This window comes from Rathayibacter sp. Leaf299 (assembly GCF_001423055.1).
GTDB lineage: Bacteria > Actinomycetota > Actinomycetes > Actinomycetales > Microbacteriaceae > Rathayibacter > Rathayibacter caricis.
In genome coordinates, this window is record NZ_LMNT01000003.1 from 254,796 (window position 1) to 270,291 (window position 15,496).

Consider the following 15,496-nt stretch of genomic DNA (forward strand, 5'->3'; position numbering starts at 1 on the left):
GCACGCGGCCCCCGGGAACGGCTGTGCGCCTCCCCCTTGCGGGGAGGCGCACAACCGTGTCGGCGCTAGACGAGCGAGCGGAGGACGTACTGCAGGATCCCGCCGTTGCGGTAGTAGTCGGCCTCGCCGGGGGTGTCGATGCGGACGACCGCGTCGAACTCGATCGTCTGCTTGCCCTCGGACGAGTGGGCGGTCGGCTCGGCGACGACGTGCACCGTCTTGGGCGTGACGCCCTCGTTCAGCGCCTCGATGCCCGAGATGCTGATCGACTCGGTGCCGTCCAGCCCGAGCGAGGCCCAGGTCTCGCCGGCCGGGAACTGCAGCGGGATGACGCCCATGCCGATCAGGTTCGAGCGGTGGATCCGCTCGAAGCTCTCGACGATGACCGCCTTGACGCCCAGGAGGCTCGTGCCCTTCGCCGCCCAGTCGCGCGAGGATCCGGAGCCGTACTCCTTGCCGCCCAGGATGACGAGCGGCGTGCCCTCGGCCTGGTAGTTCTGCGACGCGTCGTAGATGAACGACTGCGGAGCGTCGGGCTGCGTGAAGTCGCGGGTGTAGCCGCCCTCCACGCCGTCCAGCAGCTGGTTCTTCAGTCGGATGTTCGCGAACGTGCCGCGGATCATGACCTCGTGGTTGCCGCGACGCGATCCGTAGGAGTTGTAGTCCTTCCGGTCGACGTTGTGCTCGGCCAGGTACTGGCCGGCGGGGCTGTCGGCCTTGATCGAGCCCGCGGGGCTGATGTGGTCCGTCGTGACGGAGTCGCCGAGCTTCGCGAGCACGCGGGCCGAGGCGATGTCGGTGACCGGAGTCGTCTCCATCGTCATGCCGTCGAAGTACGGGGGCTTCCGCACGTAGGTCGACTCCTGGTCCCACTCGAAGGTCGCGCCCTCGGGGGTCTGGAGCGAGCGCCAGCGCTCGTCGCCGTCGAACACGCCGCTGTACTGCGTGTCGAACATCGACTTGTCGATCGACGAGTCGATCGTCGCCTGCACCTCGGCGGCGTCGGGCCAGATGTCCTTGAGGAACACGTCGTTGCCGTCGGCGTCGGTGCCCAGCGCGTCGACCTCGAAGTCGAAGTTCATCGACCCGGCGAGGGCGTACGCGATGACCAGCGGCGGGCTCGCCAGGTAGTTCATCTTGACGTCGGGGTTGATGCGGCCCTCGAAGTTGCGGTTGCCCGAGAGCACCGCGGTCACGGCGAGGTCGTTGTCCTGGACCGCGGCCGAGATCTCCTCGAGCAGCGGACCGGAGTTGCCGATGCAGGTCGTGCAGCCGTAGCCGACGGTGTAGAAGCCGAGCGCCTCGAGCGACTCGGTCAGGCCGGCCTTCTCGTAGTAGTCGGTGACGACCTTCGAGCCGGGCGCGAGGGTCGTCTTGACCCACGGCTTGGCCTTGAGGCCCTTCTGCGCGGCGTTCCGGGCGAGCAGGCCCGCGGCCAGCATCACGGAGGGGTTCGACGTGTTGGTGCACGACGTGATCGCGGCGATCGCGACGGCGCCGTGGTCGATCGTGAAGGTCTCTCCGCGGTCGCCCAGCTCCACGGTGGTGGGCTTGGACGCCGTGCTCGGAGCGTGCGAGCGGTGCACGTGCTCGTGCGAGCTGTGCGCGTCCTGCGGCTGGAGCTCGCCCGGATCCGACGCGGGGAACGACTCCGCGATCGTCAGGTCGACGATGTCGTGCGAGACGTCGGCGTAGTTGTTGAGGTCCGACTCGAACTGCGTCTTGGCCGAGGTCAGCTCGATGCGGTCCTGGGGGCGCTTCGGGCCGGCGATCGACGGGACGACGGTGCTGAGGTCGAGCTCGAGGTACTCGCTGAAGACGGGCTCCACGTCGGCGTCGTGCCAGAGCTTCTGCAGCTTCGAGTACTGCTCCACGAGGGCGATCTGCTCGTCGCTGCGGCCGGTGAGACGCAGGTAGTCGAGGGTCACGTCGTCGATCGGGAACGTCGCGGCGGTCGAGCCGAACTCGGGGCTCATGTTGCCGATGGTCGCGCGGTTCGCGAGGGGGACCTCGGCGACGCCGGCTCCGTAGAACTCGACGAACTTGCCGACGACGCCGTGCTTGCGCAGCATCTCGGTGATCGTGAGCACGACGTCGGTCGCAGTCACGCCCGTGGGGATCGCGCCCGACAGCTTGAAGCCGACGACCTTCGGGATGAGCATCGAGACGGGCTGGCCGAGCATGGCCGCCTCGGCCTCGATGCCGCCGACGCCCCAGCCCAGCACGCCGAGGCCGTTGACCATGGTGGTGTGCGAGTCGGTGCCGACGCAGGTGTCGGGGTAGGCGCGCAGGACTCCGCCGATCTCACGGGTCATGGTGACCCGAGCGAGGTACTCGATGTTGACCTGGTGGACGATGCCGGTTCCGGGCGGGACGACCTTGAAGTCGTCGAAGGCGGTCTGGCCCCAGCGGAGGAACTGGTACCGCTCGCCGTTGCGCTCGTACTCGAGCTCGACGTTGCGCTCGAGGGCGTCCTCGGTGCCGAACAGGTCGGCGATGACGGAGTGGTCGATGACCATCTCGGCCGGAGCGAGCGGGTTGATCTTGTCCGGGTCGCCGCCGAGGGCCGCGACGGCCTCGCGCATGGTGGCGAGGTCGACGATGCAGGGCACGCCGGTGAAGTCCTGCATGACCACGCGCGCCGGCGTGAACTGGATCTCGGTGTCGGGCTCCGACTCCGGGACCCACTCGCCGAGGGCGCGGATGTGGTCGGCGGTGATGTTGGCGCCGTCCTCCGTGCGGAGGAGGTTCTCGAGCAGCACCTTGAGGCTGAACGGGAGCTTCTCGTGACCGGGGACCCGGTCGATGCGGAACACCTCGTAGTCGGTCTGACCGACCTTCAGGGTGTCTTTCGATCCAAAGCTGTCTACCGCGGACACGTCGCCCTCTCCTTCGCTGACGTGGATCCCGCCGACGGGCGGACCCACATATCCGAGTCCATCTTGGCGACCGCGCAGAGCGGCCTCCACCAAGGAGGACCTAACACCGGTGCGTCGTCGCACCCGCTGCACGGCGCATCGGAGCGCGCGGCGAACGGGAGCTATTTATCTCGACGTCGAGACAATTCTACGTGCACGACGCGGCCGTCACGCACGCGGCGCGGCGGTTCCCTCGTCCGCGCGCTCCCGAGCGCCGCGGTACTCGGCGCGCACGGCGAGCACAGTGAGCACGAGCAGCGGCGCGTAGAGCGGAAGGCCGAGCACGAGCTTCCAGGTGCCGAGCGCGGTCGTGTCCTCGGCGAGGAACAGCGGGTACTGCACCGCGAGGCGGAGCAGGAACAGTCCGGCCCAGGCGAGCGTCAGCGCGGCGAAGAGGCGGCGCTTGCGCTTGTCGTCCCGCCACGCGGTGCCCTCGCCCATCAGGTAGCCGGCGGCCACTCCGATCAGCGGCCACCGCACGAGCACGGACACCAGGAAGACCGCGCCGTAGACCAGGTTGGTGATCAGCCCCGGCACGAAGTTGTCGACCGCGCGTCCGGTGACCAGCGCGAGCACCGCCGACACGACGACGCCGAGCAGTCCGCCCACGGCCTGGATCACGGGTGTCCGACCGAGGATCCTGGCGACGGTGAAGGCGACCGCCAGGCCGACCGACGCGACGAGCGAGAGCACGAGCTCGCCGGTGATCGTGAAGAGGAGGACGAAGGCGACTCCGGGCACGACGGCCTCGAGGATCCCGCGCACCCCGCCCATCGAGCGCAGCAGCGCGCGGCCGTCGAACGGCTCGCCGTCGGCGACGGCGCCGAGGGCCGAGCGCCGCGCCGCCTGCGCGATCGCCTCGCCCACCTCGGGTCGGGGAGCCTCGGGCTCCCCCGGCCGCTGCTCGGACGGGCTCTGCTCCATGCGGGTCAGCTCGCGCTCTGCTGGGTCTGCCCGCCGGTGGGGACCTTGAGCGGGATCAGGTCGCGGGGAGGCATGGGGCCGGAGCCGCGGACGACGACGATGCTGCGGAACAGGTCCTCAACCGCGGCGGCCGCCTCCTGGTTCACCGCACCCGCGCCGGCGATCACTCCGCGCAGGAACCAGCGGGGACCGTCGACGCCGACGAAGCGGGCGACGCGCGACTCCCCTCCTGCGATCGGGAGCTGCGCGACGAGCTCGGGTCCGAAGACGCCCTCCCGCTCGGCGGTGCGACCGCCCTGCTTGGCGACCTGGTCGGCGATCTGACCGCGGATCTCGTGCCACAGTCCGGACGAGCGCGGTGCGGCGAACGGCTGCACCTGCAGGGTCGAGCCGGCGTAGTCGAGGCCGACGGCGATGACCCGCTTCGTCCCCTCCTCGACCTCGAGGCGGATGTGCATGCCCTCGCGCGGGAGCACCTTCACTCCGCCGAGGTCGATGTAGGGACGGACCGGGTTGGCCTCGCGCTCGTCGAGGGGCCCCGCCTCCGCGCGATCCTCGGGAGCGGACTTCTCGAAGTCCTGCTCGACGGTCTCGGCGGGCGCGTCCGAGCCGGTCGCTGCCTGGATGTCGCTCATGCGTTCTCCTTCGGAGTGCTGGTCGTGGAGGCGTCGTAGCCGGTCGATCCGAAGCCGCCGAGTCCGCGGACGGAGTCGGGCAGCTCGTCGACCGGGGTGAAGCGCGCGCGGACGACGGGGACGATCACGAGCTGCGCGATCCGGTCGCCCGCCGAGACGCGGTAGGCCTGCTCCGCATCGGTGTTGAGGAGCGCGACGCGGATCTCGCCCCGGTAGCCGGCGTCGATGGTGCCGGGGGCGTTGACGATGGTGATGCCGTGCTTGAAGGCCAGCCCGCTGCGCGGGACGACGAAGCCGACGTGGCCGTCGGGGAGGGCGATGGCCACTCCGGTGCCGACGCTGGCCCGCCGACCGGGGGCGAGGACCACGTCCTCGCTCGCTCGCAGATCTGCTCCGGCGTCTCCGGGGTGCGCGTAGCCGGGGATGCTGTCCGCGCGGATCGGGACGTCGACGGATTCGTTCACGTGACGAGGGTAGACCAGTTGTCTGGTGCAATAGGGACATGCAGTCCTACCGGGAGAGGCTCTGGCCCGCGCCGTGGCTCTTCGTCTCCACAGCCCTCGTGATCCCCGCCAGCATCCTGGTCTTCGCGCCGATCGATCCGGTCGTCGGCGTCGTCGTCGCACTCGTGCTGTACGGAGGGACGATCGGCGCCCTGCTCGCGCTCTCGCCCGTGATCGAGGTCGTCGACGGGGAGCTCCGGGCCGGGCGGGCGCACATCCCGCTGGAGCTCGTGGGCGAGCCGACGACCCACGCGGGGCAGCAGGCGTTCGCGGAGCGGGGGCCGCGGCTGGACGCGCGGGCGTACCTCGTGATCCGCGGGTGGGTGCGCGACGTGGTGCGGGTGCCGATCGAGGACCCTGAGGACCCGACGCCGTACTGGCTGCTGTCGAGTCGCCGCCCGAACGACATCGTCGCCGCGATCCGGGGATCACGGCGACGGAGAGGTCGTCCTTCGGAGCGTGGAGAGGCCTAAGCGGCGCACTCCAGGCAGATCGGTCCCAGCTTCTCCTCGTGGTCGATCTGAGAGCGGTGCTTCACGAGGAAGCAGCTCACGCACGTGAATTCGTCCGCCTGGGGCGGAAGGACCACGACGTCCAGATCGAGGTCGGAGAGATCGGCTCCGGGCAGTTCGAATCCGCCCGGGTTGTCGGCGTCATCGACGTCGACGACTCCGGACATCTTGTCGGGGACTCGCTCCTTCAGGGCCTCGATCGACTCGGAGTCGTCATCGGTCTTGCGGGGGGCGTCGTAGTCCGTAGCCATTCCCATCCACTTCTTATATTCAGCTGTTCAACAAATCGGCGGGGACAGTGTGCATCAAGACGTATCGATTCGCAAACCAAATGGATCCGTGGTTGACACCGCCTGTCAGCGCCCTCGTCCGGCCCAACTTTCGACCCGCCCGCGGTATTCCCGGGCATCGGGCGCAACCCGTGTCATCCTTGCCCCGTTCGCGTCCAGAAGGAGGTCCCGCACGATGATGGAACTGAAGGTGATCGGCGTCGAGAGCGGATCGCTCGTCCTCGTCTCCGACGGAGGCGAACGGTTCTCGGTGCGGATCGACGAGACGCTGCAGAGCCAGCTCCGCCCGCGCGTGCACTCCCTGCCGCCGCGCGAGACGCGCGTCTCGCCCCGCGAGATCCAGGCCCACATCCGCTCGGGGCTCTCCCCCGAGGAGGTCGCCGAGCTCACCGGCGCTTCGCTCGAGCACGTGCAGCGCTTCGAGGGCCCCGTGACCGCCGAGCGCGAGCACGTCGTCGCCTCCGCACTCTCCGTGCGCGTCTACACGAGCGCCGACCCGGATCCCCTCGAGGAGGGCACGCCGTTCGGCGACGTCATCCGGGAGCGCCTCGCCTCCCTGGGCGCCGAGGGCGAGCAGTGGTCGAGCTGGAAGGAGGAGGACGGCTGGGTCGTCAAGCTCCTGTTCCGCTCGGACGAGATCGACCACGACGCGCGCTGGCGCTTCGACCCGCGGAAGGCGCTGCTCTCTCCGCTGACGCCCGAGGCCACGACCCTCTCCCAGCAGGGTGAGATCCGGCCGACCCTCATCCCCCGCCTGCGCGCCGTCATCCCTGCCGCCGTGGACGAGCTCGCGACGCGCTTCGACACCGACGCCTTCTCCCGATCGGGCGACTCCTCGAGGAGCTCCCGCGGCGAGCACCCCGCGACCGGACGCCCGTCGGCCCTGCCGCATGCGCGGCCGACCGCTGTCCGCCCCTCCGACACGGAGCCGCAGCCGGCCCTCGCCGAGACGCCCCGCGTGGTGTCGACCCTCCCCCGCGTGTCGACCACGACCGAGCAGCGTGAGCGGAACCTCAGCGACACCGCCGATCTGCTCGATGCGCTGCGGCGTCGTCGGGGCGAGCGCGATCACGCATCGTCGCTGCGCGTGCGCGAGGAGCCCGTGCAGGAGGCGCCGGTCGTCGAGAAGGCCCCCGAGCCCGAGCGCCCGGCACCGCCCGCCGCCGCTCCCGCTCCGGCCAAGGAGCAGGCCCCGTCGAGCGCCCGCGGCGGCTTCCGCCGGGGTCGGGCGTCGATGCCGAGCTGGGACGAGATCGTCTTCGGAGCCCGCAGCGAGGACTGAGGCGCGGCTCGCCGGATCCCGTCAGACGCCCGCGAGGGCTCCGAAGCCGATCAGCGGCACCTGGGTCTCCTCGGGGGTGAGCGAGCCGTGCTGGCCGATCATGGAGCGGCCGGAGGCGTCCTCGGCGTCGTAGTAGGCGATCGCCTTCCGGGCTGCGACGAACACGTCGCCCATCCGGTCGGCGGCGGCGGGGCCGACCTCGCCGAACCAGCCGCTGGCGGCGACCTCGTCGCGGGAGGCGATCCACGCTCTGTCGCCCTCGGCAGCCCGCCAGCGCTCGAGCACGGCCCTGAGATCGGCGTCCGCCTCCAGGTGCAGCTGGAGGCAGCGGGGCTCGCCGGCGAGGTAGCGCACCCCCTCCAGAAGCGGTCCTCCGACGAGGACGTGGGAGGAGGCGGGGACGTCGAGGACGCCGTGATCGGCCGTGAGCAGCGCGGCCTCGCGCGGCCCCAGGCCGCGGACGAACGACGAGACCTCGCCGTCGAGGAGCTCGAGGGCGGCGGTCCACTCCGGCGACTCCCAGCCGCGGGCGTGCGCGGTCATGTCGAGCTCAGGCACGTACAGGTAGACGAGGCGGCGCCCACCGCCGTCGAGCAGATCGCGCGCGGCCGCGAAGCGCTCGGCGATGCTGCCGGCCGACCGGTACTCGGCCCCGCGGAGGATCGCGCGGGTCAGGCCCGACCTGGCGTACCGCGACGGGCCGATGACGCTCGCGGCGACGTGCTCCGCGGTCGCCCGCTCGAAAACCGTCGGACGCGGCTGCCACAGCTCCGGGACCATGCCCGCGTCCCACCCCGAGAGCTGGTTGACGAGGCGGTCGGCCGAGCGGTCGAGCACCCGGTACCCCACCATGCCGTGCTCTCCGGGCCGCGTCCCCGTCGTGAGACTGGCGAGTGCTGCGGCGGTGGTCGTCGGGAACCCGGAGGGGATGGTCGTCGCGCGCGTCAGCGCGGGCGCGAGGGTGCGGGCGTGGCCGGCACGCTGCTTCAGGCTCGACGCCCCCAGCCCGTCCACCAGGACGACGACGACGCGGTCGACCCTCGGGGCGCCGAACACGCCCGGCACACCGAGCACCGCGTCGAGGGCACCGGGGAGGACGTCGGCGAGGCTCCGCCGCCCGAGGGGGGCGGCGGGTAGCATGTGGGTCATCGCGCTCAGTTTCGCACAGTGCTCCTCGCGTCCGGCGAGCCCCGCGGGGCCGAGGCCCGTGCGGGTCGGCGTCACCGGGGTCCGCCCGACACCCCCGTGATCCCGGTCGTCGCCCCGTCCGCTCGTCTGCGGAGGTGGGCGCACCGCCCTCGGAGCGCGAGAGGTGCCGCTCCGGTGCCGCGCCCGCGTCCGCCGTCGAAGTGAGTCATGAACGCCGCAACCCCCTCCCAGCCCGCGCACTCCTCGCTGGTCGAGCGCATCGAGGACGTCGACGTCTCCACCGAGATGGAGGGCTCGTTCCTCGAGTACGCCTACTCGGTCATCTACTCGCGCGCCCTTCCCGATGCTCGCGACGGTCTGAAGCCCGTGCAGCGCCGGATCCTCTACATGATGAGCGAGATGGGTCTGCGTCCCGATCACGGCCACGTGAAGTCGGCCCGCGTGACCGGCGAGGTGATGGGCAAGCTGCACCCGCACGGCGACGCCTCGATCTACGACTCCCTCGTGCGCCTCGCGCAGCCGTTCACCCTCCGGGTCCCGCTGGTCGACGGGCACGGCAACTTCGGCTCCCTCGACGACGGTCCGGCGGCCGCCCGCTACACCGAGGCGCGTCTCGCTCCCGCCGCCCTGGCGATGACGGAGCACCTCGGCGAGGACGTCGTCGACTTCGTCCCCAATTACGACAACTCGCACCAGCAGCCGGAGGTGCTGCCGGCCGCGTTCCCGAACCTCCTGGTCAACGGTGCGAGCGGCATCGCGGTCGGCATGGCCACGAACATGGCCCCGCACAACCTCATCGAGGTCATCGGCGCGGCGCGGCACCTCATCGCGCACCCCGATGCCTCGCTCGAGGATCTGATGTCCTTCGTGCCCGGTCCCGACTTCCCGAGCGGGGGTACCATCGTCGGTCTCGCGGGTGTGCGGGACGCCTACGCCACCGGGCGGGGCAGCTTCAAGACCCGCGCCCGCGTCTCGGTCGAGAGCATCACCGCCCGCAAGTCCGGGCTCGTGGTGACGGAGCTCCCGTACCTCGTCGGCGCCGAGAAGGTCATCGACAAGATCAAGGACGGCGTCCAGAACAAGAAGCTGAGCGGCATCGCCGACGTCACCGACCTCACCGACCGCGACAACGGACTCCGACTCGTCATCGGGATCAAGACCGGCTTCAGCCCGGAGGCGGTGCTCGAGCAGCTCTACCGCTACACCCCGCTGGAGGACGCGTTCGCGATCAACAACGTCGCGCTCGTCGACGGCCAGCCCCGCACCCTCGGGCTCAAGGAGCTCCTGCAGGTCTACGTCGGCCACCGCGTGACGGTCGTGACGCGACGCTCGCGGTACCGCCTCCGCAAGCGTCAGGAGCGGCTGCACCTCGTGGAGGGACTCCTCGTCGCGATCCTCGACATCGACGAGGTCATCCAGCTCATCCGCGGCAGCGACGACACCGCGGCCGCGCGGGCGCGCCTCATCGAGGTGTTCGATCTCAGCACGATCCAGGCCGACTACATCCTCGAGCTCCAGTTGCGCCGTCTGACGAAGTTCTCGCGCATCGAACTCGAGACCGAGCGCGACACCCTTCTCGCCGAGATCGCCGAGCTCGAAGAGCTCCTGGGCAGCCGCGCCCGGATCGAGGCGCTCGTCTCGGACGAGCTCGACGACGTCGCCCAGCGCCTCGGCACCCCCCGCCGCACCCTGCTGACCGAGGCGCGGCCGTCCGTCGCGACGACCGGTCGCAAGACCGCGGCCGTACTCGAGATCGCCGACGTCCCGTGCCGCATCCACCTCAGCACCACGGGCCGCATGGTCCGCGTCGACCGCGATCCGGAGGCGGCCGCGCAGCCCGTCCGCGCGACGCGCCGCAGCAAGCACGACGCCGTGCTGAGCACCCTCGACACGACCAGCCGGAGCGAGATCGGCGCCGTCACGTCCGCCGGACGCCTCCTGCGCTTCTCCCCCGTCGACGTCCCGTCCGTCCCGTCGTCGTCCGTGCAGCTCGGAGCGGGCGTCCGGATGGCCGACTACCTGACCGGCCTGGCCAAGAACGAGCGCGTCCTCGCCCTCGTCGCGCTCGACGACACCCGGCCTATCGCCCTCGGAACCCTCCAGGGAGTCGTCAAGCGCGTCTCGGTCGCCGAGCTGCAGAACCGGCCCGACGTCGAGCTCATCGCACTCCGTCCGAAGGACGCGGTGGTCGGAGCGGCACCCGCCGCCGACGACGACGAGCTCGTCTTCGTCACCGGCGAGGCCCAGTTGCTGCGCTTCTCCGCCTCCGCTGTGCGCCCCCAGGGCCGGACCGCGGCGGGCATGGCGGGCGTGAAGCTCGGCGAGACGGACGAGGTGGTGCACTTCTCGGTCGTCTCGGCGGACGATCGCGAGGACGCCGTCGTCGCGACCGTCGCCGTCGACAGCTGGGCGCTGACCGGCACCGACGCCGGCAGCGCGAAGGTCTCGCCGTTCTCGGAGTTCCCGCCGAAGGGCCGCGCGACGGGCGGTGTGCGCGCGCAGCGCTTCCTCAAGGGCGAGACGGCGCTCGGAGTCGCCTGGGTCGGCCCCGGCCCCGCCCACGCCCTCGAGGCCGACGGCTCGGTCGCCGCGCTGCCCGAGTCCGGGATGAAGCGCGACGGCTCGGGTGTGCCCGTCGCCGTCCCGATCGCGACGATCGGCGCGGCCCCCGAGCTGCTCTGACGTGTGGGCTCGCCCGAACCGGGGCGCTGCCCTCTCGAAGGGCGGCCCCTGCGCGGGTCAGACGTCGATGCGGTCTCGCGAGAGCGTCTCGGACCCCCGGACGATGAAGTCCTTCCGCGGCGCGACCTCGTTGCCCATCAGCAGCTCGAAGACGCGGCCCGCGTTCTCGGCGTCCGAGACGCGGACGCGTCGCAGCGTCCGGCGCGCCCGATCCATCGTGGTGGTCGCGAGCTGGTCCGCGTCCATCTCCCCGAGGCCCTTGTAGCGCTGGATGGGGTCCTGGAACCGGCGTCCGGCCTTGGCGAGACCGGCCAGGACGCCCTGCAGCTCCTTCTCGGAGTAGGTGTAGATCGTCTCGTTCGGCTTCTTGCCCGCGTTCATGACGACCACCCGGTGCAGCGGGGGCACGGCGGCGAACACGCGCCCCGCCTCCACGAGCGGACGCATGTAGCGGAAGAAGAGCGTCAGCAGCAGGGTCCGGATGTGGGCGCCGTCGACATCGGCGTCGCTCATCAGGATGATCTTCCCGTAGCGCGCGACCGAGAGGTCGAAGGAGCGGCCCGAGCCGGCTCCGATGACCTGGATCATGGACGCGCACTCCGTGTTCGAGAGCATGTCGGCGACGCTGGCCTTCTGCACGTTGAGGATCTTGCCGCGGATGGGCAGCAGCGCCTGGTACTCGCTGTTGCGGGCCAGTTTGGCCGTGCCGAGCGCCGAGTCGCCCTCGACGATGAACAGCTCGCTGTTCTCGACGTCGTTGCTGCGGCAGTCGACGAGCTTCGCGGGAAGCGAGGAGGACTCCAGCGCGTTCTTGCGGCGCTGCGTCTCCTTGTGCGCGCGGGCCGAGATGCGCGACTTCATCTCGGCGACGACCTTCTCGAGCAGCTGCGACATCTGCGTCTTGTCCTCGCGCTTGGACGAGGAGAACACCGCGCCCAGCGTCGATCCGACCGTCTGGGCGACGATCGCGCGCACGGCCGGCGTCCCGAGGATCTCCTTCGTCTGCCCCTCGAACTGCGGCTCGGGCAGGCGTACGGTCAGCACCGCGGTCAGGCCGGCCAGGACGTCGTCCTTCTCGACCTTGTCGGAGCCCGCCTTGAGTCGGCGGGCGTTCGCCTCGACCTGCGAGCGGAGCAGCTTCAGCAGTCCCTGCTCGAAGCCGGTCTGGTGCGTGCCGCCCTTGGGAGTGGCGATGATGTTGACGAAGCTGCGCATCACCGTCTCGTAGCCCGTTCCCCAGCGCAGCGCGATGTCGACCTCGCAGGTGCGCTCGACCTCGGTCGAGACCATCGCACCGCCGGGGGTGAGCACGGGGACGCTCTCGGTGAAGGTGCCGGTGCCCGTGAGCCGGAGCACGTCGGTCACCGCGGAATCGGGGGCGAGGAACTCGACGAACTCCGAGATGCCGCCGTCGTAGCGGAACATCTCGGCGCGCCGCTCCTCGGCGCGGTCGTCGACGATGTCGATCGTGAGCCCCGGCACCAGGAACGCCGTCTGCCGCGCCCGGGTCACCAGGTCCTCCGTCTGGAACGCGGCGCCCTTGGTGAAGATCTGCCGATCGGCCCAGTAGCGCACACGCGTGCCGGTGACGCCCTTCGCCACCTTGCCGACGACGGTCAGCTCCGAGCCGTTCTCGAAGGGCGTGAACGGGGCGTCCGGAGTCGGCTCCCCCGCATCGGCGAACCGCCCGGGCTCGCCGCGGTGGAAGGACATCCGGTAGGTACGGCCGTTGCGGTCGACCTCGACGTCGAGTCGCTCGGACAGCGCGTTGACGACGGACGCGCCGACGCCGTGCAGGCCGCCGGACGCCGCATAGGAGCCGGAGCCGAACTTGCCGCCCGCGTGGAGCTTCGTGAACACGACCTCGACGCCGGACAGCCCCGTCTTGGGCTCGATGTCGACCGGGATGCCCCGCGCGCGGTCGCGCACCTCGACGCTGTCGTCGGCGTGCAGCACGACGCTGATCTCGCTTCCGTGCCCGCCCAGGGCCTCGTCGACGGAGTTGTCGATGATCTCCCACAGGCAGTGCATGAGGCCGCGCGAATCGGTCGAGCCGATGTACATGCCCGGCCGCTTCCGGACCGCCTCGAGGCCCTCCAGCACGGAGAGGTGACGGGCGGAGTAGTCGGTGGAGGCCATTCCTCCAGTTTACTTTCGCGGGGTCGTCCCGCCCCGACGCGACGCGGCACTCCGAGGGGCCGAGCGCCAGTGCTCGGGCGCCCCTACGCGCAGAGCGAAATGCCCCTCGATCGTCTCTGCGCGGAAACAATCGCGTGCTTGGATGGGTTCCATCAAGCAGAGATCGAAGACCGAGTGCAGGAGGCCAAGTCATGTCGACCACCGCAACCCCTAATGGCGTGGACGAGCTCGCGGGTGCCCACCAGCTCTCCGCCGCCGACCGCTGCGACAGCTGCGGCGCCCAGGCGTACATCCGCGTCGTCGTGAACAACGGAGAACTGCTGTTCTGCGCGCACCACGGCAAGAAGTACCAGGAGAAGCTCTCCAGCATCGCTCAGAGCTGGCACGACGAGTCCGCGCGGCTCTTCGAGGAGCAGCGCCCCTGATCGTCCGGGCATCCGCCCCCGATCGGCCGTCAGGGCGCTGAGCGCGTCCTACCGTCCGACACCGAGCCGCTTCGCGATGACCTCGCGGGCGGCTCGTGCTGTGTCGTCTGCCTGACGCAGCCGCGGGTCGTCAGCCTCGTAGTCGAGGCCGTGCCGCTCCGCGACCCGGTGGAGGATCCTGTCCGCCAGGACCGGGTTCTTCGCGAGCAGGGGCCCGTGCAGATGGCTGCCGAGCAGCGATCCGGCGAGGTACCCCTCGACGCCGTTCCCGTCGCCCACTCCGTGCAGCACCCGCCCGAGCACCGAGCCCGGATCGATGCCCTCGAAGCGCCGGACGTGGTTCTCGAACCCGACGAGCACCCCGGAGGCGCTGTCGAGGACGAGGTCGTCGGTCACCCGCTCCGCAGCGGGAACGCTCCGGCCCGGGAAGACCCCGATCCCGCTCACGACACCTTCCAGCGTGCTGAAGGACTCGGCGAGGAGCTCCCAGCCCGCGCCGATCGCGACGAACTCGGTTCCGGAGTCGGCCCAGCCGCGGACGGTGGCGTCGACGTCGCGGAGAACGTCGAGCACTCCCGGGAGATCCTGATCCGCGCCGGTGCCGGCCACCAGGACGTCCGGCCGCTCGCGGAAGTCGTCGCGGTGGTGCAGGCCGACCAGCTCGGCCTCCAGCCCCGCCCAGCGTGCACGGGCGACGAGCACGCGCGCGTTCGCGGCGTCCCCGTTGCTGTCGAGGACGTCGGGGGCGAGCACGCCGATCCGCAGGACGGTCACGAGGTCTCCTCGCGGTTGGAGGTGAGCTGGAGGTGGGCCCGCGTGCGGCGCATCGAATCGGCTGAGAACACGATCGTCTTCCGGCCCACGGAGGGCGCGGGCAGCGCGAGGAAGCGGTCGAGCGCGCGTCCGAGATCGTCGTCGACGGAGTCGATCTCGACGCCGTCGTACTGCAGGTGCAGCGCCGCCTCGTGGGCCTTGGACCCCGAGACGGCGCTGACGCGGCCGAGTCCGGAGGTGTCCACCGGCCAGAAGTAGGACGGATCGCGCACGTCGGAGCCGATAGCGAGCATGATCTGCTCGGTCCCCGACGGGATCTCCGCGATGTTCAGTCGGTAGCTCGCCGGGTTCTGCACCAGGACGAACTCGACCTCCTGTCCGCGCACGACGACGACCTCCCCCCGTCCGAACACGGGGTCGATCGACGACAGTGCGGTGGACGCGGTGGCCGCGATGAAGCGCTCCCCGAGCACCGCGCGGGCGGCGGAGACGGCGGCCGCGGCGTCGACGGCGTAGTGCACTCCGCGCGCCGGGAGTCGGACGTCGAGTCGCTCGCCGTCGCTGTCGATCGAGGCGGCCGCTCCGCTCGTCGCCGAGACGACGGTCGTGGCGCGATCCGTGCCGGACTCGGCCTCGGCCGCGTATCCCAGCCCGCCGGGAGCCTCGCCGCGGACGTCCGCGGAGACGCCGTACCAGCGCACGCGCTCGTCCGGCAGGGCCGCGGCGAGGGCGGCGACATGCCGATCGTCGGCGTTGAGGATCACGTGACCGGTGGCGCGCTCGGAGATGGTGGCGAGCATCCGGGCGACCATCGCGGGGTCGAAGAAGCGGTCGATCTGATCGACGACCACGTTGGTGAGGGCGACCACGCGGGGGCGCATGCGCGGAGCGAGGCGGGCGCCGTGACCCTCGTCCATCTCGAGGACGGCGATGTCCGCGTCGATCCGGCCCCGCAGGTCCGTCCGCTCGAGCAGAGCGGAGGTGAGCCCCTGCGCGATGTTGGCGGTCGAGGGGTTCGTGAAGACGCGCAGCCCGTGGGCGCGCAGGACGGCGACCAGCATCTTCGTCGTCGTGGACTTGCCGGCGGAACCGCTGACCACGACGAGTCCCTCCGGGAACCCGTCGAGGACCGCGGGCAGGAATCCGGGCGCGACGCGGTTCACGACGAGTCCGGGCACGGCGGATCCCCCGCCGGGCTTCCGGACGCGCGCCGCGAACCGGGCGGCCCTCCCGAGGAGGACCGCCGGCGCGTAGCGGATCACC

13 protein-coding genes are annotated in these 15,496 nt (G+C 71.0%); 4 read left to right on the forward strand and 9 right to left on the reverse strand.

The genetic code is table 11. From position 1 onward, the window contains the following. Nucleotides 1-65 precede the first annotated feature (65 nt). The 4 genes from acnA to dut all read right to left on the reverse strand — a co-directional run bounded on the left by acnA (nt 66) and on the right by dut (nt 4,941). Complete coding sequence (gene acnA / locus ASF48_RS12815; RefSeq protein WP_055793139.1) at nt 66-2,879, reverse strand: aconitate hydratase AcnA; 2,814 nt, start codon at nt 2,877-2,879, stop codon at nt 66-68. Nucleotides 2,880-3,086: 207 nt separating this feature from the next. Next, nucleotides 3,087-3,842 (reverse strand): DUF3159 domain-containing protein, encoded by a 756-nt coding sequence (locus tag ASF48_RS12820; RefSeq protein ID WP_055792257.1) that lies wholly within the window; start codon nt 3,840-3,842, stop codon nt 3,087-3,089. Nucleotides 3,843-3,847: 5 nt separating this feature from the next. Further along, on the reverse strand, nt 3,848-4,477 hold the full coding sequence (locus ASF48_RS12825; RefSeq protein WP_055792260.1) for a DUF3710 domain-containing protein: 630 nt from the start codon (nt 4,475-4,477) through the stop codon (nt 3,848-3,850). Continuing rightward, on the reverse strand, nt 4,474-4,941 hold the full coding sequence (gene dut, locus ASF48_RS12830) for a dUTP diphosphatase (protein ID WP_055792263.1): 468 nt from the start codon (nt 4,939-4,941) through the stop codon (nt 4,474-4,476). Before dut ends, ASF48_RS12825 begins: the two co-directional genes overlap by 4 nt. 38 nt (nt 4,942-4,979) lie before the next feature. Between dut and ASF48_RS12835 the strand changes: the two genes are divergently transcribed. Further along, nucleotides 4,980-5,453: a DUF3093 domain-containing protein gene (locus ASF48_RS12835; protein ID WP_055792266.1), complete on the forward strand. Its 474-nt coding sequence runs from the start codon at nt 4,980-4,982 to the stop codon at nt 5,451-5,453. On the opposite strand, the gene ASF48_RS12840 is transcribed toward ASF48_RS12835, so the two are convergent. Next, nucleotides 5,450-5,743: a DUF4193 domain-containing protein gene (locus ASF48_RS12840; protein WP_055792269.1), complete on the reverse strand. Its 294-nt coding sequence runs from the start codon at nt 5,741-5,743 to the stop codon at nt 5,450-5,452. The two genes, ASF48_RS12835 and ASF48_RS12840, sit on opposite strands and share 4 nt — an antisense overlap. A gap of 214 nt (nt 5,744-5,957) precedes the next feature. Between ASF48_RS12840 and sepH the strand changes: the two genes are divergently transcribed. After that, complete coding sequence (gene sepH / locus ASF48_RS12845; RefSeq protein ID WP_055792272.1) at nt 5,958-7,064, forward strand: septation protein SepH; 1,107 nt, start codon at nt 5,958-5,960, stop codon at nt 7,062-7,064. A 21-nt stretch (nt 7,065-7,085) separates the two neighbouring features. On the opposite strand, the gene ASF48_RS12850 is transcribed toward sepH, so the two are convergent. Continuing rightward, on the reverse strand, nt 7,086-8,213 hold the full coding sequence (locus tag ASF48_RS12850) for an alkaline phosphatase family protein (protein ID WP_055792275.1): 1,128 nt from the start codon (nt 8,211-8,213) through the stop codon (nt 7,086-7,088). A gap of 207 nt (nt 8,214-8,420) precedes the next feature. Here ASF48_RS12850 and ASF48_RS12855 point away from each other — a divergent pair, with 207 nt between their 5' ends. Further along, nucleotides 8,421-10,895 carry a DNA gyrase/topoisomerase IV subunit A gene (locus tag ASF48_RS12855; protein WP_055792278.1) on the forward strand — a complete coding sequence of 825 codons (2,475 nt, stop codon included), beginning with the start codon at nt 8,421-8,423 and terminating at the stop codon, nt 10,893-10,895. Between the two features lie 57 nt (nt 10,896-10,952). On the opposite strand, the gene ASF48_RS12860 is transcribed toward ASF48_RS12855, so the two are convergent. Beyond that, nucleotides 10,953-13,034 carry a DNA gyrase/topoisomerase IV subunit B gene (locus tag ASF48_RS12860; protein ID WP_055792282.1) on the reverse strand — a complete coding sequence of 694 codons (2,082 nt, stop codon included), beginning with the start codon at nt 13,032-13,034 and terminating at the stop codon, nt 10,953-10,955. A 191-nt stretch (nt 13,035-13,225) separates the two neighbouring features. Here ASF48_RS12860 and ASF48_RS12865 point away from each other — a divergent pair, with 191 nt between their 5' ends. Beyond that, nucleotides 13,226-13,459, forward strand: coding sequence for a DUF7455 domain-containing protein (locus ASF48_RS12865; protein WP_055792284.1), 234 nt, complete (start codon nt 13,226-13,228; stop codon nt 13,457-13,459). A 48-nt stretch (nt 13,460-13,507) separates the two neighbouring features. On the opposite strand, the gene ASF48_RS12870 is transcribed toward ASF48_RS12865, so the two are convergent. Together ASF48_RS12870 and ASF48_RS12875 are read right to left on the reverse strand one after the other, a co-directional pair. Next, complete coding sequence (locus ASF48_RS12870) at nt 13,508-14,233, reverse strand: type 1 glutamine amidotransferase (RefSeq protein WP_055792287.1); 726 nt, start codon at nt 14,231-14,233, stop codon at nt 13,508-13,510. After that, a complete protein-coding gene (locus ASF48_RS12875; RefSeq protein WP_055792290.1) occupies nt 14,230-15,495 on the reverse strand; it encodes a Mur ligase family protein in 1,266 nt (421 codons plus the stop codon). Before ASF48_RS12875 ends, ASF48_RS12870 begins: the two co-directional genes overlap by 4 nt. Nucleotide 15,496 lies beyond the last annotated feature (1 nt).